The sequence below is a fragment of the Mycobacterium ahvazicum genome, assembly GCF_900176255.2.
Lineage (GTDB): Bacteria > Actinomycetota > Actinomycetes > Mycobacteriales > Mycobacteriaceae > Mycobacterium > Mycobacterium ahvazicum.
In genome coordinates this window covers 1,011,659-1,037,957 of the sequence record NZ_FXEG02000002.1, presented here as the reverse complement: position 1 = coordinate 1,037,957, position 26,299 = coordinate 1,011,659, and the positions used below count along the sequence as shown (strand labels likewise).

Below are 26,299 nucleotides of genomic sequence, written 5' to 3'. Positions count from 1 at the left end.
AACCCGAGCGAATTTATCCGAATTCGCATATTGATAGTGGAGCGACGAAACCGTGGCCTAACCGTTGTAGCTGGCGACCTTTGAGGCGTGGTCGTCGAGTATCCGAAGCGATTCGTCAAGCGGCTTGGTCGGCAACAACAATGCGACTCGCTCGTATCCCAAGCCCGCCAGCGAGTCCCAATAGTCAGGATCGGCCGGCGTGCCAAACGTCGCCAACGGAACCGCCTTGCCCCCGGCCTCACGCATTTGGTCGATCCGCTTGGTCAATCGCTCCACCGGAAGCGGGTTGGACATCCAACCGGCGTCATGGCGGATCACTCGTTTGACGGTGGCGTCCGAGTCGCCGCCGATGAAGATCGGCGGATGCGGTTTCTGAACCGGCTTGGGGCGCTGATAGGAAGCGTCGAAGTTGACGTACTTGCCATGATACTCGGCGGGTTCGGTTGTCCACAGCGCTTTGATGGCCTCGATACGTTCGTCGAGCAGTGCGCCACGCGTTTTCGGGTCAGTTCCGTGATTGCGCAATTCCTCGATGTTCCATCCCGCCCCTACGCCGAACACGAACCTCCCACCGGAGATCAGGTCGATACTGGCGGCCTCCTTGGCCGTGGTGATCGGATCCCGTTCAATCAGCAGCGCGATCCCGGTGACCAACTCGATCGACGAGGTCACCGCGGCCGCCGCGGCCAACGTCACGAACGGGTCGAGAGTGCGGTAGTAGATCGAGGGCAGCTTGCCACCCTGCGGATAGGGAGATTCCCGACTCGCCGGAATGTGCGTGTGCTCCGCGATCACCAGCGACTCAAAGCCTCGCTCTTCGATGGCGCGCGCCAGCGAGATCGTGTCGATGGTGTCGTCGTTGACGAACGTCGCGATACCGAATTTCATACTCATCCCTGTCTGTCGCCGATGATCCGTCGTCTACCCGTCAACCAACGCCCGCACGCACAACGGTAATTCCGAGCCACTCGCGGTCGTCGCAGAGCCACACTGGCCTCGCAGCGGGAGGATGTGCGTAAATGCCCGCCTCCGAGCGACAGACACCGGCGAGGTCTAGAGCGGTTCACCGATGTCTGGCAGTAGCGCGATGCCTTCGGGCTGGCCGTTGCGGAAAAGTGCTGCGAGCTCACGCACTCGCCTTTTCGCCCAGTCAGCATTGAATCGGCTCAGGACTTGATACTCGTACTTGAAGCGCGCGGCACGATCGCCAACCAATTTGGCAGCTTGGCTTGAGTATCGATCGCACTTGTTGCTGCGCGCCGGCACTCGCCGAGCCGTAATGAGAGTCGAACTCCTCCAGATTCGTTCCAGGATAACGCTTCAAGTACACACAGATGGCATGGCTTAAAATCCAAGTCGTCGCTCGGCATCATGGCGTGTCGCTAGTGCCCGCCTGAGATCGCAGTGCATCTCGGGCAGCCTCGAAATGTATCTTGAACAGCGCCTCGAGCCACGACATCACTTCGTTGTCGTCGGCGTCGAGCCCGGGTGTCGTCAAGTCATCGTGCGCGGCACTGAGCAGCAGCATGAACTGCCATTTTTTTGATCGGTTCAGCAATCCGAACTCGTTCGGCGCATCGAGCGGTGCCAGCATGAAATCTATCCCACCATCGCGCGCCGACCAGCAAACCTGGAGTTTGCTGTCATGACCGCGATAGTAAACTGCCCAGGCGGGCCTATCTCCATAAATCTCATCGCCTTGTATTTCGTCGAGCTTCAAACCGGCGCGCGTCAACGTGGGCTCCAAAAACCGTTCCACCTCAGCTGGTTTCATAGCTAGCCGCCTCCTATGTATACCCACACATTCCCGCGCTGCTCGTACCCGAACGCCGCAGCATTGTCTTTCAAGAAGTTAATCTCAAGGGCTGAGTAGGATCTCCTCTGCACGTTGGCTAGCTGTTCAACGCTGTCGAATCCTTCCGGCAACCGGAACTCGATCCGAGGAACGCCGTTCTCCATTTGGGTACGGAGGAAACGCTCGTTGACTTGCCACGCCAGGCCTTGTTCTTGTGATTCACTCAGGCCCACGGTGAGCGCTTTCCATGTCGAATCGCCAGTATCGAAGTAGATCCCGCCCGCAGCTCTGGCTTCACCGATGTATCCACCCTCGGGACCGCCGAATTTGCCCAGGACTACTCGGTCCGGATTGTCCCCGACGTAGTGGGTCGACATATCGGCGAGTTGTTCGGCGAGGCCTCGCGTGCGCACACCGTTCAAAAACGCGTTATTCAGATCGGTAGCCGCTCCCTCTGCCCACGAGTGGTAGCCAACGGGGTGATCGAAGCCGATGGGCGCGTGCTGTGAAACCACCGGACCGACATCGAGTCCGCCCAGGTCGGCTAGTTCGCTTGCACGAAGTGCGGCCGCCCCTTCTCCGCCGAACAGCATCGCGGGCAAGGACACCGCCGCGTCGGCGGATTTGCCGCCCAGATAGTAGGCCGGACTCGGCGAGTTCAAGGCATTTTGCACTTCGCCGATCGCCGTACCCGCCGGGTTTTGGACAGTCTCGACAGTGCCTTGGATCATTTGCTTCCACGCGTCGAGCGCGCCGGGCAACCCGCGATTTCCCACTCCGAGGAGGTTGTGAACGTTCTCTTCGGTGGCGAACCAGCGGTCAGCGAAACCTTCGCCGAATCCCGGCGGTGGCAACGGCTTTGCCTCGGGAGGGAGGTATGGAGGTATTCCGCCCTGATCGATCCACCGCTGTGCGCCAGCCACCACTTCGTTCACCCGCGCTTCGATCTGATCCGGCGGCACGCCATCGCCGAGCATCACCTTGCGCAACAACCCCTTGGCGCTCTCCAACTCCGCCGGGCTCGGCTGTGGCAGGGGTACGGGGCCACCGGGCAACAGCATTTCCTGGAGCGACCGCGGCTTGCCCCCAGCTGACGGAACCGGCGGCACCTTTGGCGGTGTACCACCCGGCGCCACAGCCGCCGGAGCGGGTGCGTCCTTGGGCGGGACACCGCCAGGCGGGGTGTTAGCACCGTCGGCGGGCATCAACATGTCTTGCCAGGTCTTTGGCTTGCCCGCGGGCACCGGGGCGTCCTTCGGCGGAGCGCCGCCCGGTGCAGCGTCCGCGCCGCCACCCGGCACCAACATGTCCTGCCACGTCTTCGGCTTGCCCCCCGGCGCCTGGTTCGGCGGGCCTGGCGGTGCCGGGGCACCGCCCGGCGCGGATCCAGGAGCACCCGGCGGGGCTGCGCCGACGGCAGCGTTCACCGCCGCGGCAAGCTCGTGATCGGCGGTGTGGGCGTGGAGTTTGCAGGCGTCGAGCTCTCCCTGCAGGTTCTGCAGCTTGTACTCGAGATCGAGTCGATTCGCGGGAATCCCTCCGGGGCCAACGTCGATCCGCCAGTCCGGCGTGATGGACCAACCGTTAGCCTGGGCGGCCCGTTCGACGTCATCCAGCTCGCGCTTGCACGCGCTCACATCCGCCTCGGCGCGCGACACCGCCGCTGCCACCTGCTGGGATTCCGCGCCGTCCGCCTCGATGTCGCGCCGAATCTTTCCGACATCGACGCGAAATGCGTCGCCTGCTTCACCTTGCCACTCGGCGAGCACGTTGTGGGCCTGCTGCAGGCTTTCCCCCAAGCGCTGCAACGTATTAGCGCGTCCGGTGGCCGTCTCGAACACCGCGCGAATCGCGTTCAGATCCCAGCGCTTGACATCCGCGGGAGTCAGCGACCCCACTCGCTACCCCTGTTCCTGCACCGACCTGAGCATGCCGGTCGAACGGTCCTCGTTCGTGGAGTAGACGACTAGCGCCTCCGCGACGTGCGTCCCCAATCCGCCTACCTGAAGCTTGTGTTGGCTGTGCCGGGCCTCCCACCGCGCCGCGAGTTGACCCAACGCCAGCTGCGAGGACCCCACCCAACCCGGCGCGGCGTCGGCCAGCCCGTCTTCATGGCCGACGAAGTCCACAGCGGCCTCGCCGATCCCATTGAGCACGTGATTGCTACCAACGTGCAGCGCGACGAGATCGGATTCCAATTCATCAGCCACGATGGCCCCCCCTTCGATCCCCGGCACCGCGCCGTGAAGCTTAGCTGGTTTTGCGAGGCGACGCCCCTCACCCTCGCTTACCGAGGCGACCGCGACGCCCTCAATGGCGGGTTGTACAAGTCGCCGACCTTGCACGGCAGCTGGGCCGTACGATTCGCACGCTTGGACGGGAACACGTTTTTGGAGGTTTCGTGAGTCAACACCATCCGCTTGATCGGTACGCGGGTTCCTGGGCACTGGTCACCGGCAGCGCCGGGGAACGAGGACTCGGGTTTGCTTATGCGCGCGAAATCGCCAGTCGCCGTCTCAATCTCGTGCTTGTTGACATCCTGGCAGAGGAGCTGGAAGCGCGAGCCACGGCGCTTCGGACGGAGTACGGCGTCGAAGTCCGCACTATCGCGGCCGATCTCGGCGACTTGTTGGTCTATCCGAAGATCCTCGACCAGCTCGCCGACCTCACCGTCGACGTCCTTATCTGCAACCACATGTACACCCCGAAGGACACGCCGAAAATACTGGACATGTCGTTAGACGTCCACAACGCCATGATCGACATCAACGCGCGCGCGTACGTCAACCTCATCTACCGCTTCGCGCATTTGATGACGCGGCGGGGCCGAGGAGCCATCGTGATCGTTGCGTCAGGTGCGGGACTGATTCCCGCGCCGTACACCGGCGCGTACGCGGCCAACAAGGCGTTTCAGATCGTGTTCGGTGAGGTGCTGTGGTACGAAACCCGCGGTAGCGGCGTTGACGTACTCGTCATGTCCGCCGGACTGATGGACACGCAGGGCGACGCGTTGTCGCAGTATCCCCGCTGGCAGATCGCCGATCCGCGCGACGCCGCGGCGGAAACGCTAAAAGCCATTGGCCGTAAGCATCTCGTCATGCCCGGACGCCCGAACCGCTTCGTCACCTTGCTTAGCACCCGGTTGATGCCACGCCGCCGCGCCGTCATGGCCATGGGGCGCTTCATGGAACGTGGGTTGGGCAAGGACTCCGCGTAGGTGTCTTAGGGTTTCGGCATTCGGCGCACGTACGCCTAGCCGGCGATCTTGGCAATCTGGGCGTCCGACAACTTCGCAACCCCGCCGGGCAGGGGCCAAACGTAGGCATGAACGGATTCCAAGAACGAGGCACTGCTCCCGTCGGTCACCGCCCAGTGCAGAAACGCCTGCAGCGTCTGCGCCGTGGCGGGATCCTTCTGGTTGCCGTAGACGACGGCGTACAGATAGCTCACGATCGGATATCCGTCCGCGGCGGGCGCGTTGACCAGCGAGATCGACTGGTTCGGCGGGGTCTGTGCGGCCAGGCTGGCCGCCGCGGCCCCAATGCTCTGGGGGTCGGCGAGCAGGAAATTGCCTGCAGCGTTACCCAATTGGGCTTCACCCAGTCCCTTCTGGTGGGCCACGTCGAGGTAGCCGCTACCGTGGTACGTGACACAGCCGGGGTTCGCGGCGCAGTCGTTCAGCATGCCCGCCTTGCCCTCGGCATCGTCCTCAACCCGTGCACCCGGGACCGCGGGAAAATCGACGGTGGTGCCGGCGCCGGGTGACTTGCCCCAGCCGTCGGGGTCTTGCTTCGACAAATACTCGGTGAACAAGAATGTGTCGCCGGATCCGTCGGAACGATGTAGCGGAATCACCGCGGTAGCGGGCAAATTCACGCCCGGGTTGAGCGCAGCGATCTGCGGGTCGTTCCAGGTTTTGACCGTGCCCTGGTACATCGCCGCAAGGACTTTGCCGTCCAGCTTGAGGTGCTCGGTGATGCCGGGCAGGTTGTAGCTGATGTGCAGCGCCGAAATGGCTACCGCGATGTTCATCAGCCCTGGGTGCGCGGCGACGTCGGCAGCGGACAGGTAGGCGCCCGAGGCACCGATATTGACTGCTCCGGCGGCCGCTTGCGAGATCCCGAACGCGGACACAGTGCCGTCCGTTGTGATCGTGACGTTTGGATATTTCACGTGATACGCCGCGGCCCAGGCATCGATCAGCGGGTAGAGATCTTTGGAACCGGTTTCCCACAATGTCACCTTTGACGTCGCGGGCGCGGTGACCACGGGCGCCGTAGATGACCCGGGAGAACCGCCGGTCTTGCTTGACCCGCAGGCCGCGACCAACGCCAGCGACACCAAAACCAACGCCGTGCGGTAGCGAAAGTTCACGTCCTCCCCTTTATTTTCGGCCCGTTGCGGGACACGTACTTCAAGCGCGCGACATCCCCGTCGTCGGACGACGTTGTATGTCGTCGCTCATCTTTATCATCGGCTCATGAATAGGGCGTCAACGATCGTCGCTTCCGCGACCGGCACGCGGGGCCTGCGAGACGTCTCGACGGCATGAGGACGGCCTTCGCTTTTCTACCGCTCTACTTCGGGCTGCTGTTTGGATTCTTCACCCACCGCGTCGCGCTGGGTGTGGTGGGAGCTTGTTGTGGACTGCTTTTCGCCGGCTTGATTCAGCCGGCCTACCGTCGGTCGCGGCGGCGATTACGGACCTATGCGGGCATCGGGGAAATCGACGCGATGGACGGCGTGGAGTTTGAAGATTACGTCGCGGCACGCATGCAGCGCGCGGGCTGGCAGGTCAGCTTCACCCCTGCCGTGGGTGACTACGGCGTCGACCTGATCGCGCAGAAGGACGGCCAGTATGCGGCGGTCCAGTGCAAGCGGCACGGTAAGACGATTGGAGTCGCCGCTGTCCAGCAGGTGGTGGCGGGTGCGCGCCATCACGGGTGCACGCGCAGCATCGTGGTGAGCAATCAGGAGTTCACTACTGCTGCAAAGCAGTTGGCCTACACACACGGTTGTCAGCTGATTGGCCGCCGGGCGTTGCAAAGCTGGGTCCCCGCGCCCACTGGAAAAGTGTTGCGTAACTGACGTTCTGGGCTCAGATTTGCGCCGAAATTCGAATCTGATTCTCCACCAGGCGTTTTGGTATGGCCACCGAGGGTATCAAGCGGCGAAGTCGCCGACGATGGTCATCTTGTTGCCGTCGGAGGCGGTGGCGAAGCCCGCTGCCGTGTATGCGCAGTTCAGGATGATCGCGCGGTGCGGAGGACTTTGCATCCACAAGTCGAGAGCTTGACTCGGATTCGCCGCGGATCCGGTGCCCCAGAAGACGACCTCACCGCTGTAGGGGGTCCGGTAGCCCGCGTCGGTGATACGCACCTGCGGTGACGAACCGTCCGAACCGATATGGCCGTTCACACCGTTGCGCAGCATGTCGTCCGCGTGCCGCTGGGCCGCTTCTGTCAACCGCGGGTCGGCGCCGATTGCCCCGCATGCGTCGCGCACCCGGTTGACGCCGCCGTACAACGCGGCCCCTGCACCGTCGGCGCGCGCCGCAAACTCAGCAACCGTCCCGGGAGCCGTGATGAGCAAAACACCGATCGAGACCACGGCGACAGTTTTGATTTTCCCCATCGCGTTGCCTGTTGCCACGTATTGTTCATCGATCCCAGGCATGCCAGCGTTACCGACTTGTGACCATGGACGTTCGAAGCCCGTGGCGCTGAGCGGCGCCGCTGTGTCCGCAGCTACCAATTGCTGGGCGAGTAGTCCTTGAGGAAGCAGCCGTGCAGGTCTTCGCCGGACTCACCGCGGACGATCGGGTCGTAGACGCGGGCGGCGCCGTCGACCAGGTCGAGCGGGGCATGGAAACCCTCGTCGGCAAGCCGCAGCTTCGTCGGGTGCGGGCGCTCGTCGGTGATCCAGCCCGTATCCACGGCCGTCATGAGAATGCGGTCCTGCTCCAGCATCTCTTTGGCGCTGGTGCGGGTAAGCATGTTGAGTGCGGCCTTCGCCATGTTGGTGTGTGGATGCCCCGGGCCCTTGTAGGCACGGCTGAACTGTCCCTCCATCGCAGACACATTCACCACGTACTTGCGGCGCGCGGGTGACGCGGCCATCGCCGGGCGCAGGCGGCTCACCAGAATGAACGGCGCGGTCTGATTGCAGAGTTGAACCTCGAGCAATTCCATCGCATCGACCTCGTGCACGCGTTGCGTCCAACTGTTGATCGGCGCGGTGTCGGGCAACAAGCCACCGGCGTCGATGGCGGTGCCGGCGACGATGCGGTCCGGCGACGCGCTTCGGGCGGTAAGGGCCAATTCGGTTACAGCATGCGGAGTTTGGTGCTCGGCGAGGCTTCCGGCAAGCGCGGCGGGATGGGCGTCGCTGACGCGGTCGAACGTGATCACGTCGACGAGTTCGGGCGCCGGGCTACGCTCTGCCGCGATGAGCGCCGCGTAGGAGCCGGGAGCGCGGCGCACCGTCTGGGCCGCGTTGTTGATCAGGATGTCCAGCGGGCCCTGCGCGGCCACGGTGTCGGCGAGCGCGACGACCTGGGCTGGGTCGCGCAGGTCGATGCCCACGATGCGCAGCCGGTGCAGCCAGTCGGCACTGTCGGGCATCCCCGCGAACCGGCGCACGGCGTCGTTGGGAAAACGGGTGGTGATGGTCGTGTGGGCGCCGTCGCGGAGCAGTCGCAGCGCGATGTACATTCCGATCTTCGCGCGGCCGCCGGTGAGCAGGGCCGTCCTACCGGTGAGGTCGGTGCGGGCATCGCGCTTGGAGCGGTTGAGCGCGGCGCACTCGGGGCAGAGCTGATGGTAGAAGGCGTCGACCACCGTGTAGCGGTGCTTGCACACGTAGCAGGAGCGCGGCCGCAGCAACGTGCCGGCGCTGGCACCCACCGCGGTCGACACGAGCGGCAGGCCCCGGGTCTCGTCGTCGATGCGGCCGGGCGCGCCGGTGGCGGTAGCCGCGGTCACGGCATCGTCGGCGGCTGCCACTGCGTCGCGCTTGGCGGCACGGCGGGCCTTCCTGACTGACTTGAATATGCCCGCGGTGGCCCGGCGCACCGCAACGGCATCGGGGTGCTCGGGCGGTAGTGACTCGACATCGGCCAGCACCTGCAGGCAAATGTCGAGCTTGTCCGGGTCTATCGCATTCACGGGGGAAGACTACGGCCTTTTTCGCGTGCTTTCGTCCTCGACGTCCGATGGCGGGAATGCTGAGCGCTGCAGCGATCCCTGGTACGTCGCGCTGAAAGCGATCAGCCCGCCTCGATCGCGGCAACAGTTGCCGCCGCGTCCGGCCCACAGATGCGTTGGAGATTCACGGGTCCCGCTGCCACGAGATCGTCGATGCGGTGCTTGAGGTCCCCCGACGAAAGATGGGCGTACAGGCTTGCACCCGGGCATGAGGTTTGGGCCAGGTCGCGGTGGCCGGCAAGAGTGTTGCTGGCGATGTGAAAGGTTTGCGTGGCCCACGCGAAAGCCAATGCGGCTCCGTGGAGTTGGGCTTCGGAGACGGCTTCTTTGTCGAAGTCTCCCTCGCAGAGGACCAGAAAGTGACCCGTCGTGTCGTAATCCGTTGCGGTGTCCCCGGCGATCTGCGGCGTCCGCAGTTCGTAGATGTTGCCGTCGCGGTCGATCCCGACGTGATAAGCGATGTCGACCCATCCCTTGTCTTGGTGATAGCGCTGGTCCTGACGGAGACGTCCGGGGGCGTTGCGGTTGTCTCCCAGGACGACAGCCTCGTGGTGAAGCGTCATTCGCATGATGGTGTGAGGCCTGCCGCCGGCCAGGGCGGGCCGGGCACCCCATGCATCGCGACACAACATGACGGCAGAAGTCGCGCTAAGCGGGACGACGGGCTCAACGACCGATCGAGAGCACCCGCTCACGATCGCCAGTGCTCCCGCCCCACCGGCCAGCTTGAGCAGCCGACGACGGTTGACCGGCGCACCGCCGCCGTCGCAGCGGCCAGGTATGTCGGTGTCCACGATGAACACCATACGAAGCTCAGGGGCTGCCGGGGGTCGCCACCGCGAAGCTAACCCCTGGAAGCCGTCTTTGGACTCAGCGATCGATCGCCTTTAATTGGGTTGCCCCCGCTGCTGGATAGGACCCGGTGTGACCCAACCACGACCACTCACCATCCGCACGCTCCTCGCGGAGAGTGTTCGCCTGTTCGGCCGGGAGACGTACGTGGTCACACCGACGGAGCGACTCACATACGAGCAGGCAGAACAGCGCTCGGCGCATATCGCGCGCCGGCTGCTACAAGAAGGCGTCGGCAAGGGCAGCCGGGTGGGACTGTTCTTCCCCAACGGCGTGGAGTGGATCATTTGGTGGATTGCTGTCTCACGAATCGGCGCTGTGGCCGTCCCGATGAGCACCATGTACACCCCGGCGGAGATCGCAAAAGTATTGCGGCTGGCTGATATTGGGCTATTGGTCGCCCCCAGCCAGGTCCTCGACATCAATGTCGCCGCACAGTTGGAAGCCGCGCTGCCTCAGCTGTCCGATCAGCAGGCCGGACGTCTGGCCCTACCGGTGGCGCCGTACCTGCGTCGCATCGTGATCACCGGCGAGCCCGAACGGGCATGGGCGACCCGCTGGGATGGGAATACCGCCTCGGGAGTCACAGACGAGGTGTTGGCCGCAGCGGAGGCCGAAGTGTCACCCGCCGATCTGGCCATCATGGTGCACACCTCGGGGTCCACCGCGGATCCCAAGGGTGTTCTGCACACCCACGGCACCGTGGTCCGGCAGACCTCGACGTGGCCGAGCGCCATTCGAGCGCTCACCGGGCCGGCGTCCCCGACCAAAATCCTCTGCGCGATGCCGTTCTTCTGGATCGGCGGCTTGCTCGCTGCGACGGGGGCTTTGCACGAACCGGTGACGCTTCTGGTGATGGCGCGGCTCGACGCTGGCACGGCGTTGGATCTGGTGGAACGCGAACGCGCGACCGGGATCGTCGGATGGCCCGCGTTCACCCAGCGCTTGCGCGAGCACCCGACCTTCGCCAGTCGCGACCTGAGCAGCGCGCCGATGCTGCGGGATGGTCCGCTGGACTTGGCGATGATCGACGCACCGGACGGATTTCCCATACACCGCACCATGTCTGAGACCGCCGGCGGTTTCGTCTGCACCGAGATGAGCATCGTGGACGAGCAGGGTGCACCCGTCCCGCCAGGGTCCACCGGCGAACTCCTGGTCCGTGGGATTGGCACAATGGCCGGCTATAACAAGCGCGAGAGATGGGAAACCTTCGACGCGGACGGCTGGTATCACACCGGGGACCGCGTCTATCGCCGAGAAAACGACCCGCGCTTGTTCTACGTCGGACGAACCAGTGAGCTGATCAAATCGGCGGGCGCCAACGTCTCTCCGCTCGAGGTCGAGGCGGTCATCGAGGATTTCGACGACGTCGCACAATGCGTCGTCGTCGGCGTCGACGACCCCGAGCGCGGCGAAGAGGTGTGCGCAGTCGTCGTAGCGGCGAACGCGACGATCGATGTTGCATCCCTAGCCGAGCGCGCACGAAAGCAGTTGTCCAGCTACAAAGTACCGACGCGCTGGGCCATCGCAACCAGCGACCAAATTCCCACGTTGCCCAGCGGCAAGCTCAACCGAAAGGCGCTGCAGACGATGTTGACCAGCGGTCTACTGGACTGAGTCGATCTGACGCCAATAGCGTGACGGCGAACCGCTGCGAACGCCCTCAAAGATGTAGGGCGCGCGCCGCTGCCGTCGCAACCTCGCCCCGCAGCTTCGACATGGGCGGACTGCCTCGCACATGGATCGAATTCGACAGCAGAACGATGTAGGTATCGGAGCCGGGGTCCATCCAAACCGAGGTTCCGGTAAAGCCGGTATGACCAAAGCTTCCGATCGGGAAGATCGCGCCGCGCGCCGTGGAGTCGGTCGTATCGATATCCCAGCCGAAACCGCGCAGGTTTTCACCCGCGATCGCCGGATAGTGGTCAGCCAGAAGCGGATTCGTCGTATTCGGTCCAGCTTCCCGGGCGGCGGCATTGGCAGCTTCGAGTTGTCGCGGGCTGCGCCCCGGCTGCTGCGGACTTGTCATCATCTCCAAAGTCGTTTGCAGCAAAGGAAATTCACTCGGACGGCCCGCGAGCCGATCGAGCAGGGCCTGCGCAAAGACACTCACATCGTGTGCCGTCGAGAACACACCGGCATGCCCCGCCACTCCACCCATGCGCCGCGCTGTTGTGTCCTGCACGGTGCCCCGAAGCAGGTGATCGAGATCGGGATTTCTGCCGGGATCGGCTCGCCCTTCTTCGTCACGGGCTGTCGGTGCGATGCGCGGCAGCAGACCGACGTCCCAGGTACCGGCAGGGCAGGCGTCCCGCGCCGACCCGTGAGGCGACGGAGCCCAACTGACGGCCGATCCGATGGTCTGGTGCGGACCGCATGCTTTCGCCGGCGGAAGGTAGCGGGTATCTGTCATGCCGAGCGGCGCGAACACACGGCGCTGGACGTAGACATCCAGGTCTTCACCTGTGACCTTCTCGACCAGCGCCCCCAGCAGAACGAAGTTGATGTCTGAATAAGCAAAGCCGTCGCCGGGGCCAGACTCCAGCGGTGTGGTAAGCGCGCGGTGAATGCCCTCTGCTTTATCGGCTCCATCCAGTCCCCATGGATCTCCCAGATTGACATCGCCCGGTAGGCCCGACGTGTGTGTGAGCAACATGCGCACGGTCACCTGAGCGCGCCGAGGATTGCTCGCGGTATTGAAGTCAGGCAAGTAATGCTGCACCGGATCGTCGAACGCAATCTGGCCTTGTTCGTAAAGCTGCATGACGGCAGTCGCCGTTGCCAGGCTCTTCGTCAGCGACGCCAAGTCGAAGATCGTGTCCTCAGTCATCGGCTCCGCGGGTGCGGGCAACCCGTCCAGCCCGGGTTCGTCCGCAAGCTTGCGCGAGCCGTAAGCCTGATGAAAGGCGACCTTGCCGTCGTGCCCGATCACCGCTACCGCCCCGGGCAGTCTGTTTGCCGCGATCGAATCGTTGATCAGCTCGGAGATATTTGAGAAATCAGCCGCGGGGGCCGCTTCTGGTGTCTGCGTTGCCTGCCCTGCGCGACTCAACGGGTGGTGTGCTGCCTCGCCATGCGAGCACGCCGCAACGAATGCCAGCGCGACGATTCCGAGACCGGTGGCCTGTCGGATGGATTTGCCGGCACGATTCGTCAACTGCGGGCCTGGGGTGAAGGACGCACGATCTCAGTGTCCACGGCGTGGGTGCCTTTAGTCCTGCGGCTTGGATCTTTTCGGCCCTGACGATCACCGCCTCCGCAAGTGATCCTGTCGGTGGGGCCGAGAGAGAAGAACCGAAATGCGGCAATCACCACATGGCGCGACCCTCGTAGGTGTTGACGGCTCCGCAGCGGCACTCGGTGCTGTTCGGTGGGCGGCCCACGATGCGGCACTACGGAATGTGCCCCTCACGCTGGTCCACGCCTTCGACACGCCGTTACCGGAGTGGTTCGAGTTCGCCGGGCTCGCAGGCTCTCGGCATTCGCAAAAACAGCGGGCGCACAGCGTCATCGATTCGGCGATCAATGTCGCCGCGGAGAGCGCCGGTGGTTCATTACAGATCGATAGCACGTTGTGTCATTCGGCCGCCGTCCCCACGCTCGTCGACCTATCCAAAGACGCCGAGATGGTCGTGGTTGGTTGGCGGGGGCATAGCGGCGTGGTGTCACACGGTTTCCTGGGCTCCGTGAGTTCGGCATTGGTCCACCACGCGCATTGCCCCGTCGCGGTAATCCGTGACGACCACGCCATCGCGGCCAACGTCGCACCGGCGCCCGTGCTGGTGGGCATCGACGGCTCACCGGCCTCGGAAGCGGCGACTGCTATCGCGTTCGAGCAGGCCTCCCGGCGAGGTGTCGGCCTGACGGCGCTACACGCGTGGATGGATCCCCGTTCTGCCCGTTCCAGGGAGTTGATCCAGGACGCCAAATGGGACGCCGAGCTGTCCCGGGAAGAGGAGACTCTCGCTGAACGGCTGGCGGGCTGGCACGAGCGCTACCCCGAGGTGGGCATCCGTCGCAGAATAGAGATTGGCGATCCGGCACGTTGGTTGATCGCCGCATCCGAACGCGCGCAATTGGTTGTGGTCGGCAGCCACGGTTGCGGCTGGTTCAGTGGCAGGTTGCTGGGATCGGTCGGCGCTGCGGTGGTCAACCGTGCCAAGTCCTCTGTGATCGTGGCTCGCCATGGACCCACGCATGGACGGCCGACAGCATGAAGGGCGAAAAATTCTGTGCCGCAATGAACACGTGCGATGAACGACTAAGCTAAGTGCGGCGATACCGAACCACATCCAGAGTGTTGGCCCCAATGCCAGAGCAGCACAACAGATTCAGGGTGCCCAGACGGTTCGACGGCCGGTCAACGACTCATTGCTTCTTGCCGAGCCTGTGCCGCTTTGGCGGCCTCGCGCTCAGCCTTCTCTTTCACATGGGTGGAGCAGCTATGCACCATTTCGCAATGGTACCGGTCACTGCATTCATGCGAACAATAGGCGGAAGCCGTCGGAAGCCATTCCGGATCAGAAACGTCGCGCGGCCGCTCGGCTGGATGAAACGTGTGCCCGCAGTGCACGCAGGCCTTGGTCTTGACCATAACGGTCAGAGTACGCGCGAAACCCCACTCTGTGACGTGCAATACAACCCGAATTCGTTGGCGCCGTTCTCGAATTCGTTAACCAAGCTATGTAAAAGGGTTGTTGTCAGCGCGGCACATTTCCAAATTGACGGGGTGGACTATTCCGAATGCGTCCGCGGAGCCGTGTGCCGCGGTTGGTGCAACAGTGCGCGGACCAACGGACGTGGCCCCAGGGAGCGAAGCATCTGGCTGGCTGGGCGCACGCGTACCCGTTTCGGCCACCAGAACCAGCGTCCCATCACCGTCATGATCGACGGCGTGATGAGCGTACGAACGACGAACGTGTCGAACATCAGACCGATACCGATCGTGGACCCGAACTGGCCGATCGCCCGCAGATCGCTGGAGAGCATCGCGGCCATCGTGACGGCGAAAACCACACCGGCAGCGGACACCACCGGGCCCGTCACGCCGACGCCGCGGATGAGCCCGGTGTTCAGGCCGGCCCCGATTTCCTCCTCGATTCGGGACACCAGCATCAGGTTGTAATCGGACCCCACCGCTAAGAGCACGATCAACGCGAATTCCGTTGCCACCCAGTGCAACTGGAAGTGGCCCAAGTGCTGCCAAATCAATGTCGAGAATCCGAACGCTGCGCCTAGCGACAGCACGATCGTGCCGACGATGACCCCCGCTGCTACCAGTGCGCGGGTGACGATCACCATGATGATGAAGATCAGCACGATCGACGCCGCCGCGGCGATCAGCAGGTCATACCAGGCGCCAGTGGCGATGTCGTGGAATGTTGCGGCGGTGCCGCCGAGGTAGATGTCGGCGTTCTCTAGCGAGGTGAGCTTCAGCGCCTCCTTGGCCGCGTTGCGCTCTTGCTCGACGGACTTGATGCCTTCCGCGGTCGCCGGGTCCACGGCGTGAGTGATGATGAAGCGCGCGGCCTTTCCGTCGGGCGACACCATCAGGCTCAGCCCGAATTGGAAGTCCGGGTTCTGGAAGATCTCGGGCGGCAGGTAAAACAGGCTTTCCACCCGAGCGTCGTTGAACGATTTACCCATCACGGCATTGGTGTCGGTGAGCCGGTCGAACTGGTCGATCAGACTGTTGAACGAGCTGTAGATGGTCAGCGTCGTATCCCGGATCGACTTCGAGACGGCGATGTTCTCCGGAATGATCGCCAGCAATTCGCGGGTGGCGCTGGCCGTGTTGGTCAGGTCGCCGGTCAGGGCGTGGAACTTTTCGGCCAGCTGATCGAATCCGTCCAGCGCGTCGAACAGCGACCGTAACGACCAGCAGATCGGGATGTCGTAGCAGTGCTTCTCCCAGTAGAAGTAGCTGCGAATCGGCCTCCAGAAGTCGTCGAAATCCGCGATGTGGTCCCGGATCTCGTCCGTGATCTTTGCCGTCTCCGCGGTGGTTTTCGAGCTGTCGTCGGCGGCGTCGGCGAGCTTCTGGGTGATCGCGTACTGGCGTTCCAGCAGAGAGATCTGGGTGTCGAGGAACCCGGTGATCTTCTTGATGTCGCCGACGCGGTCCCTCAAATAATTGAGGTTGTCGCGGATCGGCGCGGTTTGCACACTCAGCTGGAATGGAATGGACCCGTCTTCGATTGGTGGGCCGAGCGGTCTGGTGATGCTCTGCACCCGTTCGATGCCCGGCACCCGGAAAATGGCACTGGCAACCTTGTCCAACACCAGCATGTCTCGGGGATTGCGCAGATCGTGGTCCGATTCGATCATCAGCAGGTCCGGGTTCAGGCGGGCCTGGGTGAAGTGCCGATCGGCCGCGTCGTACGCCTGCACCGAGGCCGCGCTCTTCGGCAAGTAGTACAGGTCGTTGTAACGCGGGGTGAAGCCCGCTAGACCAAGGGCGCCGACGATCGCCAGGATGACGGAGGTCGCGAGGATGGGCGCCGGCCAGCGCACGATGGCCGTCGCCAGGCGGCGCCAGCGGGTGTAGTTGAACTTGCGCTTGGGGTCCAAAAGGCCGAAGCCACTGGCGACCGCAATGAGAGCGGGCGTCAGCGTGACCCCAGCCGCCACCACCACCAGCAGTCCCACCGCGCACGGGAACGCCAGCGAACTGAAGTAGGGCAGCCGGGTGAACTTCAAGCAGGCCAGCGCCCCGACGATGGTCAGACCGGAGCCCAGGACCACCTTGCTGACACCGGCGAAGGTGTCGTAATAGGCGGCCTCACGGTCCAGACCGCGTTCACGGCCCTCCTGGTAGCGGCCGACCATGAAAATCGCGTAGTCGGTACCCGCTGCGATCGCGAGTGAGGTCAGCAGGTTCACGGCGAAGGTCGACAACCCCATGACGCCGGTTTCGCCCAGCAGCGAAACCACGCCACGGCCGGACAGCAGCCCAATGAAGAGGATGAACATGGTCAGCAACACGGTGCTGATGGACCGGTAAACGAACATCAGCATGAGCGCGATGATGACGACCGTGATGAGCGTGATCTTGGCCAGGCTCTTGTCACCGACAACGATTACGTCGGCGGTCAGCGCTCCCTGGCCCGCGACGTAGGCCTTGACGCCGGCGGGCGGCTTGGAGTCCGCGACGATCTTGCGCACCGCGGCAACGGATGCGTCGCCGATCGCCCCACCCTGATCGCCTTTGAGGTTGACCTGGACGTAGGCGGCCTTATGGTCGTAGCTCTCCACACCTGAGGACGTGAATCGCTGGCCCCAGAAGTTCAGCGCATGCTCGACGTGTTCGTGGTCGGCCTGGATCTTTTTGACCAGGTCGTCGTAGAACCGGTGGGCGTCCGGGCCGAGCGGTTTGTCACCGACCAGGGTGACCAGGACGAGGTTGTCGGAGTCGTACTCCTTGAACTTCTCGCCGATGTGTTTCATCCCGGTTACCGATGGTGCGTCCGACGGCGAGAGCGGGACCGAGATCTCCTCGGCGACCTTCTCCAACTGCGGGACGAAGACGTTCACCCCGATCGCGATCAGCACCCAGACCACGACGATCGGCAGCGCCAGGACGCGGATGGTGCGGGCCAGGCGCGGTCGATGCTCAAGCTCGTAGGGCTCGGCGACGGGGATATCGGCGGTGTCGTCAGCGTCGCGCGCGTCGCTCGTCATGCGGACTTGTCCAAGCAGGAAACCTGAGCGTCGCGGGTGTTGACCTGCTGTTGATCGACCAATTTGCCGTCGACGGTGATCCGGCAGCCAATGGTGGGGCTGTCACCCTGGGCGACAACGTAGGCGAAGATACCGGGCATCTCCGCGACGATCGTCGTCGACCACGGCAAGGTGGTGAAGTCCGCCTTTTGCGGTAGCGACTCCGCGTCCATCCAGTTGACGACGCCGGTCGTTCCGGGCGGTCCAAAGATTTCGTAGACGGCGGTCTTAGCCGCATACGGCGGCGTCGCATCCCGGGGATCGGGCTTGGCCAGGCCGGGTCCTGGGAAGACGTCGTGGAGTCGGTCGACTGCGATGCCGCCGATGATCAGCGCCACGACCACGACCACCGCAACCCAGCCTCGCTTGAGAAGTGTCAGCAATTGAATGCCCCCCGCCCCCGAATGCCCGATGGGCTGATATTAAGACAAATCGTCGACCTCGCCACCGCAGCGCAAACGCCACAGCGGCCGGGATGATTCCCGGGGTGGCACATTGCGACAGCAGTTTTCACCTCGCGGCCGAGGGACTGCCAGCGCGGGCGGGACCTTCGGCAGTGACGACCGCCACACCATCGACCTCCTGACGGCCGCCTCGGTCTGGAGAAAATCGAGCGCGAAAGAATCCTGGTCCGAGCGCGAGCGCCGCACTGGCGTCGCGGTGACTTCGCGCAACGAAGGATGCCCACGGTGAAGCTAGGAGGTTCTTCGTCGGCTGCAGACCCGGTTATCGCGAACGGAAATCGTTGCGCGGCTGCACGTTTCGCTCGATAGCGTGAAGAACCACCGGCGCGTCGGGTACCGCACGCTGCGAGTTGCGCACCGCGGGGCGGCAGTTCGCTTACTCGGTCGAGTTCGCCGGGCTGGTGGGAGTCGTTGGAGTCGCAGGGATCGTTGTCGTTGGAGTCGCAGAGCTCGTCACGGAACTCGTAGGGCTCACGGAACTCGTTGGGCTTACGGACGTCGTCGGCCGCGTCGGACTCGTGGGGCTGGTAGTCCCGGTCGGGCTCGTCGGGGTTGTCGGAGTCGTAGGCGTGGTGGAGGTTGGAGTCGCCAGGCCGGGGCCTACGCCACACCAGTCGGCCACGTCTTTCGGGTACTGCTCGAGCGGTGGCGGACAGCGCTGCCCCGGCGGGAAATTGGCGCCGGCATTGAGCAGATCGCAAGGCACGTAGACCTGCTTTCCGGTCTGAGTGTTGGTCAGACACTTCGTCGGCGGTTGGCCATGGGCCTGGACCGGAATGAGGGCCGCCAGCACCGCCACCACCACCGCGCCGAGCGCGCAAGCTAGACGGCGGTAAGTCATGAAAGCTCCTCGTGATGCGGTGTCGGGCGCACAGAACTCCTGCGGCGGCCTCGTACGTCCAGGCACAGACGACTTGAGCCTAGCTACGACCGATCTGGTGGCGGTCGCGTGACCCACCCGTGTGGTGTGAAAAGGACTTTTGGCACTAGCTCTACCGAACGCGCGAGCCACAAAATCGCGGTTGCGAGGTTCCTACAAGTTGCGAAGGGAGTGATCCTAATGAGAACCACGCGCCAGGAAGCCGAGGACAGCAAAGACTTGCCAGGCTATTGCAGCAGCCGTTGTCCGAAGATGGTGAACGGAAAGGCACACGGTGCCTCATGCCGGTGTAACGCAGGACACCCCGGAAGTCACCAATGCACGTCAGGACATACCTGGTAATAGTCGCGGTCCAGCCACTTGTGCAGGCAAAAAGGATGTTTCGCAGGCACTTATCGACGTCACGCCGTTCGTCTTCAGACAGGTAGAGCCAAAGCAACCTCTGTCAATAAAGCTAGGCCCACAGCAGCTTTCCGGTCCTGTTCGTAAGTTAAAGGAGACATCATGGCCACAGAGAACCCAGAGAATGTCGAGGTACGAGCCGAAGGCGAGAGCAGCACCATTCACTGGCCGGTATCAATCGACGATATCTCGTTTGATGGAGAGGGTCGAATAATTATCTCAAATCCTGAGTTGGCGACGCTGGTCAAGGAGGATGTGCGCAAGGGTAGGCACGTATTCGTCACGCTCGCTAATTCTGGGAATTACTGTGTTGTCGTATCCCAGCCCTGCTCCGGCGGTTAACCACTCGGTCCAACCATAGTTCGCCTCGCATTGTCGTTTCTTGTCAAGGGAGGACAACGTTGCAAATAGCGGGACGCGACATTCTGAAGTGCATGGACGATCGCACGTTACAACTCATCCTACTTCCCACCGAGGCCTGCAATTTTCGTTGCATATACTGCTACGAAGACTTCGCGTACCAACGGATGGATTCCGACGTCGTTACCGGCGTGCTCAACCTGCTCAGCAGACGCGCTCCACATCTGCGGGCGCTCCACCTTTCATGGTTTGGCGGCGAACCACTGTTGGCTCATGACATTGTCGAGAAAATTCTGGAGCACGTCGCTCGGCTGCGCAACACATTCCCGTCATTGCGTCTATTTTCTGACATGTCAACTAATGGATACCTGCTATCTCCTGGATTATTTTCCAAGCTCCTAGAATTGGGCGTTTCCCAGTATCAAGTTTCCTTCGATGGAGCACAGGACGCACACGACCGAAAGCGGATTCTAGCCAGCGGACGAGGGACGTTCGACCGGATTTGGAACAACCTAGTCGCCGTAAGCCAAATTTCCGGAAATTTCACGGTCTTCGTTCGGGTCCACGTAGCCAGTGATAATCTGACGTCAGTCGAGGAACTCGTCGGGAAGTTTACCGAGGAGTTCGGATCGGACTGTAGGTTCAAGATCTTTTTTCGGCAACTTTCCCGCATGGGCGGTGCAAAAGATGCTACTCTGCCAATTCTTGAGTACCACGAAGGCAAGAAAATTATGCAATCACTAAGCCATCGTGCCGCTACTCGTAGCGTCTCGCATATAACGACTGAGGATATCACAACGATTTGCTACGCAGCTCAAGGGAATTCCTTTGTGGTGCGTGCAGACGGCCGGTTGAATAAATGCACAGTAGCACTGGATAATCCTTTGAATCAGGTAGGTCGGCTGCGAGATAATGGGGAGGTCGAACTCGAACTACCCAAAATGCGTTACTGGCTTCGTGGATTAGAGTCACGAAGCGCTGCGGAACTGGGGTGTCCAATGTATGGCAATGGCGCCAGGAGCTGATGAGTGATCAGATGGCCTTTGATCTCGCCCATCAAGGAATTCGCAACTCCTGAATCCGACGGCATTTATTGAGCGCCGCACCGGCCCTCATTCCGTGCCGAAGGCGAAAACCGTTGTCGAGTCGTAGGTCTGGCCCGGGTTGAGCGTGGTGGTCGGGAAGTTCGCGTGATTCGGCGAATCCGGGTAGTGCTGGGTCTCCATCGTGAATCCTGCGCCCTGCCGGTAGATGCGCCCGCTGGTGCCCGTGAACGCCCCGTCGATGAAGTTCGACGTATAGAACTGCACACCGGGCTCGGTTGTGGAGACGGTCAGGGTGCGCCCCGTCTGCGGATCCTTGGCCCTGGCCGCCTCCACCAGCCCAGTGTTGTTGCCGCGGTTGATCACCCAGTTGTGGTCGTAACCGTGGGCCGACAACAGCTGTGGGTCGTTCGCGGCGATGTGCGCACCGACCGCAGTCGCTGAGGTGAAATCGAACGGTGTGCCCTGCACCCGGGCGATCTGACCGGTAGGGATCTGCGCGGAGTCGGTTGGCGTGTAGTCGTCGGCATGGATGGTCACCCGGTGGCCGTAGATGTCGAGGGTGTCCTCACCTGCCAGGTTGAAGTAGCTGTGATTGGTCAGGTTGATCACGGTCGGCGCATCGGTGGTCGCGTGGTAGTTGATGCGCAGTTCGTTCTTCTGGTTCAAGGTGTAGGTGACCGTGGTCGTCAGTGTTCCGGGGTAGCCCATTTCGCCTGCGGGGCTGACATATTGGAGCTTCAGGCTCACGCTGTCGCTAGTGTGCTGCGGACTGGCCTGCCACACCTTCGTATCGAAGCCCGCGCTGCCGCCATGCAGGCTGTTGCCGTTATTGTTGATCGGCACGTGATACTCGTTGCCGTTCAACGAGAATGCCCCCTTGGCGATCCGGTTGCCATAGCGGCCGATGATCGCGCCGAAATAAGTCTTGGCGGTTCCGGAGTTGTTGAGGTAGCCGTCAAGCGTCGGAAAACCCAGCACCACATTGCCGACACGGCCGGTGCGATCGGGAACCTCGATTGTCTGAATGATGCCGCCATAGGTCAGGATTCGCACGCGCATGCCGTGCCCGTTGTTGAGCGTGTAACGGGTCACCGGGGTCCCGTCCGCCTGACCGAACGGCTCGCTGGCGATCGACGGCGGCTCCGCGGGCGTGGTGCTCTTTGTACTACATGCGGCCAAACCAGCGACGCCCGCGATCGCGATCAGCAGAAGCAAGCGATTGCCGCCCACGGGCGCTCCTCGCACTCGTACAAACCACCTGTGCGCAGTGGTCGGGGACATTGGTTCGTGCCTGGCCCGCCGCGACCCGCCAAACCGCAGCCGGCAACGGAGGGCTGGTCCGGAAGCCTTGGCGAAGTGGCCGAACCGCCTATCTAGCCCGGGTCGAGCTACCTGACCTCGAGCAGATCCACCACGAAGATCAGCGACTCGCCGGGCTTGATGACGCCACCGGCGCCACGGTCGCCGTAGGCGAGGTGGGCGGGGATAAGCAGCTGTCGGCGGCCGCCGACCTTCATGCCCTGCACGCCTTGGTCCCAGCCCTGGATGACCTGGCCGACGCCGAGTTGGAACGTCAACGGGTCACCGCGGTTGTAGGAAGCGTCGAACTCCTCGCCGGTGGAGTGCGCCACGCCGACGTAGTGCACGACCACCGTGTTGCCGGAGGTGGCCTCGGTGCCGTCGCCCACTACGACGTCGGTGATGACCAGGTCGGTGGGCGGCTCCCCGCCGGGGAAGTCGATCTCAGGCTTCTTTGCAGTCATGCTCACCACACTGGCAGATGGTCGCCGACGGGCTTGCCGACGGGTGGTTCAAGATGGGCGCGCACTCAGCGTCGCCGGCGAGCTCAGTTCGATGAGATAGTGATGAAAATGAAAACTGGTCAGAGCCTTGAGGCCCTGACCAGCACATTCTCGGTGGAGCTGCCGGGAATCGAACCCGGGTCCTACGGCATTCCCTCAAGGCTTCTCCGTGCGCAGTCCGCTATGCCTCTACTCGGATCTCCTGATCACGCGAACTAGCCAGGATGACGATCCCAGTCGCTGTTGGTGTCCCGATGAGTCCCGCGACCGGACTCATCGGTGGATCCCTCTAGCTGATGCCGGGGTCCGGGGCGAGGGCGTTCCCGGTCCGACAGACTAGCTTCGCTTAGGCAGCGAGAGCGTAGTCGCGCTGATGAGAATCGGCGCTTATATGGTTGCAACGACGCTTACGGTGGTCTCTTGCCTGCACCGGCACGCTTCCCTTGATTCGATGCGCGAAGTCGAAACCGTTCAGCCCCTTGTCTTGTGTTTTCGCGCTCTAGCTTTTCTGCACCTGCCGATTTTCGGCAGGACAACCATTCTACGGCAGCCTTAACGAGCGGCAACGGAATTATGTTCCGCACCAGGACGCGGTCAGATCACGAAGTTCAGCCGCTCGACGATCCGCGCGGCGACGTCCTTGTCACCACCGAGTTCGACGTCCTGTGGGCGGGCCGGGCACATCGGGCGTCCCCCGGCGAGCCGGGTGAACTGCAGGGCGTCCGCCCGGACCGTCGCGGTCGGCTCCAGCCCGCCGAAGTCATCCACCACCGCAGCGCGTCCGTCGACCTTGACCCGGATGTTGCGCGCCAGCGGGCCGGTCAGGTCGAACAGGATGCGGGAGCCCTCGGGCGCTTTCGCGAGTTTGCCGACCACGAACCCCAAGGTGGCCGCGACCTCATCCAGCGACAGCCGCGACGCGGCCCCCTTCAGCTCGGCATCCGACGACGGCCGCTGGACCGCCACGCGGATGTCCTGCTCGTGCATCCAGCAGTCGAAGACCCGGATTCGCATGAACCGCCCATAACTTTCGGGGCCGGCAGGCGTGAAGGTCTCGGCGTTCCATTGCTCGTCGGACATCGCCTCCAACGCCTTGCGGCGTCCCTCGGTCACCGCACGGAATCGCTCGAGCACGCTGCTGCTGGGTTGCGTGCCGAGATGGCGGACCCAGCACTCGTTCATTGCCCCGATGTCGTTGCGCACATGGTCGAGCGTCTTGACATCGATGTCCGGTTCGGGCGCGGCGATGCCCTCGAGGAATGACTCGGTGCCGACGATGTGCGACGCGACGCCCTGTACGTCCCAGCCCGGCAACGGCGTCGGCGCCCGCCAGTCGGCCTCGGACAGCCCGCCGAGTAGCGCTTCGATGGAGTCCCAGACGGCGAACAGCCCGTCGAGCACGTCGGATTTGTCGAGTCTGGTAACAGCACGCGTGGTCATGGTCGGATGCTAGGCCGATTACCGTCCGATCGTTAGCCCCACTCGCGCCAGAATCAGACCGGCGATCATCAGGGTGCCTGCCGCCGCGATCGTCCAGGTCATTCCGCCCAACGCGGTAACACAGGCTCCCAGGCCGATCACCAGCAGCGCATGGACCAGACGGGCAACGACAAAGGCGCGCTCCCTTAAGACCGACGCGAGCACCGTGCGGGGGATGGCAGACAGGAATCGGCCAAGAATGACGATCAGCGCCGCGGTCACCACTCCCGTCGCCACCCGCAGCACTACCGTGGGATGACCGTCGCCGTGGTTGAACCCGACGAATTGGATCAGGACCGCCAGCACGGTGGCGACGACGGTCAGCCGACGCAACATCTTCGCCAGCACCGCGCCGATATTGCGGCGGACGAGATCACCCAACGTCGGGTCGCTGCCCGCGGCGCCGAGAAACCCGCGCAGGGCGTGGCCGAACTTGCCGCGCTGCAACCGATTGACGGCCATGTTGTTCAGGGCCGCGGCGTGGTTTGCGTCCAACGCCAACGCTTGCCGGTACGAGTCCGTCGATTCCCGGATGCGGCCCAGATCGTGCAGGATCGAGCCGCGCAGAACCAGACCGTCGGGGCTCGCGGGGTCGAGACGCAACGCCTCGTCGACGACCACCAGCGCCGAATTCAGCTGATGGGACTTCTGCAGCAGGCGTGCGTAAACCCGGTGTTGCAGAGGCTCATTCGGATGAGTCCTGACTCCCTGCCATGCCATCCACAGCGCGTCGCCGTGGCGGCCCAGGCCTTCGAGCGACAACGCATATATCCGCATGGCCAACTCATGCTGTGGCGCCGCGGCCAAAGCGGCGTACGCACTGCGCGAGGCGCCGTCATAGTTTTCGAGCAGGTATTCAGCGCGCGCGTATTGAGCGAGTAGACCGGGATCGTTCGGGTTCTGCGACAACGAACGGCGCAGAACCTCACGCCCGCGTTCGTAGTTTTCGGTGTCGAAGTACGCCTCGGCAACATGAATGGCCTGATCGGCTTGGTCGACACCGGGCTCCGATGTCATCGACGGTTACCGAATTTTCCTGCGCCGCAGGTATTTTGCCAGATCGTCGTAGGTGCCGTCGTTGTTGGCGAATTCGACGATGTTGCGTGCGACCTCGAACCACGGCCCGGTGCTGGGACGGATCTGCGCCGCCGCCTCGTCCACATCCGCCATCGTCACCGGGCGGACCTGCCCGCTGCGCATCGACGCCGACATCGCCAATTGCGTTGCGCTGTCACACACATGCGCGAGGTCGGCACCCGAAAACCCGTCCGTGCGCTTCGCGATCGATTTCAAATCGATCCCCGCCACCGGCCGATCCTTCAGGTGCGAACGCAGAATCCCCGTCCTGGCTTCGGCATCGGGCAATCCCACGAAGACCATCCGGTCGAACCGGCCAGGCCGCCGCAGCGCGGGGTCCACATCCCAAGGTGCATTCGTGGCGCCGAGCACATACACCCCGTCGTTGGTCGACGTCGCCGAATCCATTTCCTCCAACAACGTATTGACCACCGGCCGCATCCCGGAGCTTCCGCTCAACGCCGAACGCCGATGCCCCAACGCGTCCAGTTCGTCGAAGAACAACACGCAGGGAGCGTTGCGGCGCGCGCTATCGAAAACCGAACGGATGCTGCGTTCGCTCTCCCCGAACCAATGGTGCAAAACGTCGGCAATCCCCACCTGATAGAAGTTCGCCCCGAGTTCACCCGAAATAGCCTTGGCGATATAGGTTTTGCCGCACCCGGGCGGCCCGTAGAGCAACAGGCCACCGCGGGCTGAGACCTTGTAGGCCTTCATCAACTCGGGATTGCGGATCGGGCCCAGCAGCGAAAGTTCAATCTGTCGTTTGACATCGGCCATGCCCGCGACGTCGTCGAGCCGTACGCCGCTGCGCTCGAGAACGTCGAAGTCGCCCTCGTTGACGACGTCGGCGGGCGCGTCGACGAAAGCCGGCTCGATGATGTCGGCGACCTGACGTTCGGCACTGGACCAATCGAACTGGGCATCGCCGGCTGATCGCCCGGCCACGGGTGTCCCGTCGGCTGATGCCTGAGGGGGCGCGGCAAGCGCCGTACTGCAGCGCTGCACCAGACTCAGCGCGTTGGCGTTACCGGCGTCTTGGTGCAGCGCCGCGCTGCAGTGTCCCAGCGCCTCGGCATAGCGTCCTCGGTCGGCCAGCAAGCCGGCCAGATGCAATCGCAACTCGACCACGTCGGGGCTGCGCTCCACGGCAGCGGACAACTCGCGAATTACAGGGTCTTCACCCAACGTCTTCTCCCGACCTAGTCCCGCCGG

The 26,299-nt window shown here is 63.2% G+C and carries 23 protein-coding genes, 1 other RNA gene and 1 pseudogene; 6 read left to right on the top strand and 19 right to left on the bottom strand.

Features of this window, described 5'->3' with window-relative positions:
• Positions 1–57: 57 nt before the first annotated feature.
• The 5 genes and pseudogenes from MAAFP003_RS07225 to MAAFP003_RS07200 form a co-directional block, all read right to left on the bottom strand.
• A complete protein-coding gene (locus tag MAAFP003_RS07225; RefSeq protein ID WP_096290934.1) occupies positions 58–888 on the bottom strand; it encodes an LLM class F420-dependent oxidoreductase in 831 nt (276 codons plus the stop codon).
• A gap of 165 nt (positions 889–1,053) precedes the next feature.
• Positions 1,054–1,233: pseudogene (locus MAAFP003_RS30085) on the bottom strand (hypothetical protein); the annotation flags it as partial.
• Positions 1,234–1,369: 136 nt separating this feature from the next.
• Positions 1,370–1,774 (bottom strand): hypothetical protein, encoded by a 405-nt coding sequence (locus tag MAAFP003_RS07215; RefSeq protein WP_096285672.1) that lies wholly within the window; start codon positions 1,772–1,774, stop codon positions 1,370–1,372.
• Between the two features lie 2 nt (positions 1,775–1,776).
• Entirely contained in the window at positions 1,777–3,693 is a 1,917-nt protein-coding gene (locus tag MAAFP003_RS29095; RefSeq protein WP_165796325.1) for a hypothetical protein, read from the bottom strand.
• Positions 3,694–3,696: 3 nt separating this feature from the next.
• Entirely contained in the window at positions 3,697–4,005 is a 309-nt protein-coding gene (locus MAAFP003_RS07200) for an RNA 2'-phosphotransferase (protein ID WP_243393809.1), read from the bottom strand.
• A gap of 191 nt (positions 4,006–4,196) precedes the next feature.
• Here MAAFP003_RS07200 and MAAFP003_RS07195 point away from each other — a divergent pair, with 191 nt between their 5' ends.
• Positions 4,197–5,012: an SDR family NAD(P)-dependent oxidoreductase gene (locus MAAFP003_RS07195; RefSeq protein ID WP_165796324.1), complete on the top strand. Its 816-nt coding sequence runs from the start codon at positions 4,197–4,199 to the stop codon at positions 5,010–5,012.
• Positions 5,013–5,047: 35 nt separating this feature from the next.
• On the opposite strand, the gene pstS is transcribed toward MAAFP003_RS07195, so the two are convergent.
• Entirely contained in the window at positions 5,048–6,169 is a 1,122-nt protein-coding gene (gene pstS / locus MAAFP003_RS07190; RefSeq protein ID WP_096285666.1) for a phosphate ABC transporter substrate-binding protein PstS, read from the bottom strand.
• 174 nt (positions 6,170–6,343) lie between these two features.
• Between pstS and MAAFP003_RS07185 the strand changes: the two genes are divergently transcribed.
• Complete coding sequence (locus MAAFP003_RS07185) at positions 6,344–6,883, top strand: restriction endonuclease (protein ID WP_096285664.1); 540 nt, start codon at positions 6,344–6,346, stop codon at positions 6,881–6,883.
• A gap of 75 nt (positions 6,884–6,958) precedes the next feature.
• Here MAAFP003_RS07185 and MAAFP003_RS07180 read toward each other — a convergent pair whose 3' ends face one another.
• From MAAFP003_RS07180 to MAAFP003_RS07170, 3 genes are all read right to left on the bottom strand, one after another.
• Positions 6,959–7,429, bottom strand: coding sequence for a CAP domain-containing protein (locus MAAFP003_RS07180; RefSeq protein WP_165796378.1), 471 nt, complete (start codon positions 7,427–7,429; stop codon positions 6,959–6,961).
• A gap of 113 nt (positions 7,430–7,542) precedes the next feature.
• The gene (locus MAAFP003_RS07175; protein WP_096285662.1) at positions 7,543–8,961 is read right to left on the bottom strand and encodes an SDR family NAD(P)-dependent oxidoreductase; all 1,419 of its coding nucleotides are present in this window, start codon (positions 8,959–8,961) and stop codon (positions 7,543–7,545) included.
• Between the two features lie 101 nt (positions 8,962–9,062).
• Positions 9,063–9,563, bottom strand: coding sequence for a peptidoglycan recognition protein family protein (locus MAAFP003_RS07170; protein ID WP_243393807.1), 501 nt, complete (start codon positions 9,561–9,563; stop codon positions 9,063–9,065).
• A 361-nt stretch (positions 9,564–9,924) separates the two neighbouring features.
• Here MAAFP003_RS07170 and MAAFP003_RS07165 point away from each other — a divergent pair, with 361 nt between their 5' ends.
• Complete coding sequence (locus tag MAAFP003_RS07165; RefSeq protein ID WP_096285658.1) at positions 9,925–11,472, top strand: class I adenylate-forming enzyme family protein; 1,548 nt, start codon at positions 9,925–9,927, stop codon at positions 11,470–11,472.
• Positions 11,473–11,518: 46 nt separating this feature from the next.
• Here the strand turns inward: MAAFP003_RS07165 and MAAFP003_RS07160 are convergent, their stop codons facing one another.
• A complete protein-coding gene (locus MAAFP003_RS07160) occupies positions 11,519–13,012 on the bottom strand; it encodes a serine hydrolase domain-containing protein (protein ID WP_243393806.1) in 1,494 nt (497 codons plus the stop codon).
• Positions 13,013–13,154: 142 nt separating this feature from the next.
• Here MAAFP003_RS07160 and MAAFP003_RS07155 point away from each other — a divergent pair, with 142 nt between their 5' ends.
• Complete coding sequence (locus MAAFP003_RS07155; protein WP_096285656.1) at positions 13,155–14,072, top strand: universal stress protein; 918 nt, start codon at positions 13,155–13,157, stop codon at positions 14,070–14,072.
• 143 nt (positions 14,073–14,215) lie between these two features.
• Here MAAFP003_RS07155 and MAAFP003_RS07150 read toward each other — a convergent pair whose 3' ends face one another.
• From MAAFP003_RS07150 to MAAFP003_RS07140, 3 genes are all read right to left on the bottom strand, one after another.
• On the bottom strand, positions 14,216–14,449 hold the full coding sequence (locus MAAFP003_RS07150) for a ferric uptake regulation protein (protein ID WP_096285654.1): 234 nt from the start codon (positions 14,447–14,449) through the stop codon (positions 14,216–14,218).
• 140 nt (positions 14,450–14,589) lie between these two features.
• Complete coding sequence (locus MAAFP003_RS07145) at positions 14,590–17,535, bottom strand: MMPL/RND family transporter (RefSeq protein WP_096285652.1); 2,946 nt, start codon at positions 17,533–17,535, stop codon at positions 14,590–14,592.
• Complete coding sequence (locus tag MAAFP003_RS07140) at positions 17,532–17,954, bottom strand: MmpS family transport accessory protein (protein WP_207768518.1); 423 nt, start codon at positions 17,952–17,954, stop codon at positions 17,532–17,534. The genes MAAFP003_RS07145 and MAAFP003_RS07140 overlap by 4 nt, the downstream gene beginning before the upstream one ends.
• 1,468 nt (positions 17,955–19,422) lie before the next feature.
• On the opposite strand from MAAFP003_RS07140, the gene MAAFP003_RS28925 reads away from it, so the two are divergent.
• Together MAAFP003_RS28925 and MAAFP003_RS07130 are read left to right on the top strand one after the other, a co-directional pair.
• Positions 19,423–19,662: a hypothetical protein gene (locus tag MAAFP003_RS28925; RefSeq protein WP_133160826.1), complete on the top strand. Its 240-nt coding sequence runs from the start codon at positions 19,423–19,425 to the stop codon at positions 19,660–19,662.
• 92 nt (positions 19,663–19,754) lie between these two features.
• Positions 19,755–20,705, top strand: coding sequence for a radical SAM protein (locus tag MAAFP003_RS07130; protein WP_133160825.1), 951 nt, complete (start codon positions 19,755–19,757; stop codon positions 20,703–20,705).
• Between the two features lie 87 nt (positions 20,706–20,792).
• On the opposite strand, the gene MAAFP003_RS07125 is transcribed toward MAAFP003_RS07130, so the two are convergent.
• The 6 genes from MAAFP003_RS07125 to MAAFP003_RS07100 all read right to left on the bottom strand — a co-directional run bounded on the left by MAAFP003_RS07125 (position 20,793) and on the right by MAAFP003_RS07100 (position 26,272).
• Positions 20,793–21,956: an aldose epimerase family protein gene (locus tag MAAFP003_RS07125; RefSeq protein WP_096285646.1), complete on the bottom strand. Its 1,164-nt coding sequence runs from the start codon at positions 21,954–21,956 to the stop codon at positions 20,793–20,795.
• Positions 21,957–22,114: 158 nt separating this feature from the next.
• Positions 22,115–22,489, bottom strand: a complete 375-nt coding sequence (locus MAAFP003_RS07120; protein ID WP_096285644.1) for an FKBP-type peptidyl-prolyl cis-trans isomerase — start codon at positions 22,487–22,489, stop codon at positions 22,115–22,117.
• A gap of 151 nt (positions 22,490–22,640) precedes the next feature.
• Positions 22,641–23,007: a transfer-messenger RNA gene (ssrA, locus tag MAAFP003_RS07115) on the bottom strand.
• Positions 23,008–23,122: 115 nt separating this feature from the next.
• On the bottom strand, positions 23,123–23,968 hold the full coding sequence (locus MAAFP003_RS07110; RefSeq protein ID WP_096285642.1) for a maleylpyruvate isomerase family mycothiol-dependent enzyme: 846 nt from the start codon (positions 23,966–23,968) through the stop codon (positions 23,123–23,125).
• Positions 23,969–23,986: 18 nt separating this feature from the next.
• Positions 23,987–25,024: a tetratricopeptide repeat protein gene (locus MAAFP003_RS07105; protein ID WP_096285641.1), complete on the bottom strand. Its 1,038-nt coding sequence runs from the start codon at positions 25,022–25,024 to the stop codon at positions 23,987–23,989.
• Between the two features lie 6 nt (positions 25,025–25,030).
• The gene (locus MAAFP003_RS07100) at positions 25,031–26,272 is read right to left on the bottom strand and encodes an AAA family ATPase (RefSeq protein WP_096290930.1); all 1,242 of its coding nucleotides are present in this window, start codon (positions 26,270–26,272) and stop codon (positions 25,031–25,033) included.
• Between the last annotated feature and the right edge of the window lie 27 nt (positions 26,273–26,299).